The organism is Psychroserpens mesophilus (assembly GCF_050617655.1).
Taxonomy (GTDB): domain Bacteria; phylum Bacteroidota; class Bacteroidia; order Flavobacteriales; family Flavobacteriaceae; genus Psychroserpens; species Psychroserpens mesophilus_A.
In genome coordinates, this window is record NZ_JBODQC010000068.1 from 1 (window position 1) to 369 (window position 369).

Annotated in this window: 1 protein-coding gene and 1 pseudogene; both read left to right on the plus strand. The window is 58.0% G+C overall.

Going from position 1 to position 369, the window contains the following annotated elements:
- Window positions 1-122: pseudogene (locus ACRHNM_RS16355) on the plus strand (Holliday junction resolvase RuvX); the annotation flags it as partial.
- Window positions 119-369 (plus strand): peptide deformylase (locus ACRHNM_RS16360; RefSeq protein WP_431137702.1); only part of this gene is annotated, 251 nt, incomplete at its 3' end. The pseudogene ACRHNM_RS16355 and the gene ACRHNM_RS16360, both read left to right, overlap by 4 nt.

Genomic DNA, 369 nt, shown 5'->3' on the forward strand with positions numbered 1-369 from the left:
TGGGGGCCCGGGCCATGATAGAAGGAGGGATGAAGAAAAAGACACGACGCGATAAGGCAGCCGTGGACAAAATCAGCGCCACCCTGATCCTGCAATCGTATTTAAGCAGCAAAGAATTATGATCTTACCAATAGTCGCATACGGAGACCCGGTACTGCGCAGGAAATGCGAAACGATTGGGCCGGAATACCCGGAACTCGCCACCCTGATCGAGAATATGTGGGAAACTATGTACCAGGCCAACGGGGTGGGGCTGGCAGCCCCCCAGGTGGGCCGGCCCATCCGGCTGTTCCTGGTCGACACCTCGCCCTTTGCGGAGGACGAGGATTTCTCCCCCGAGGAGCAGGAAAAGCTCCGGGCGTTCAAGCG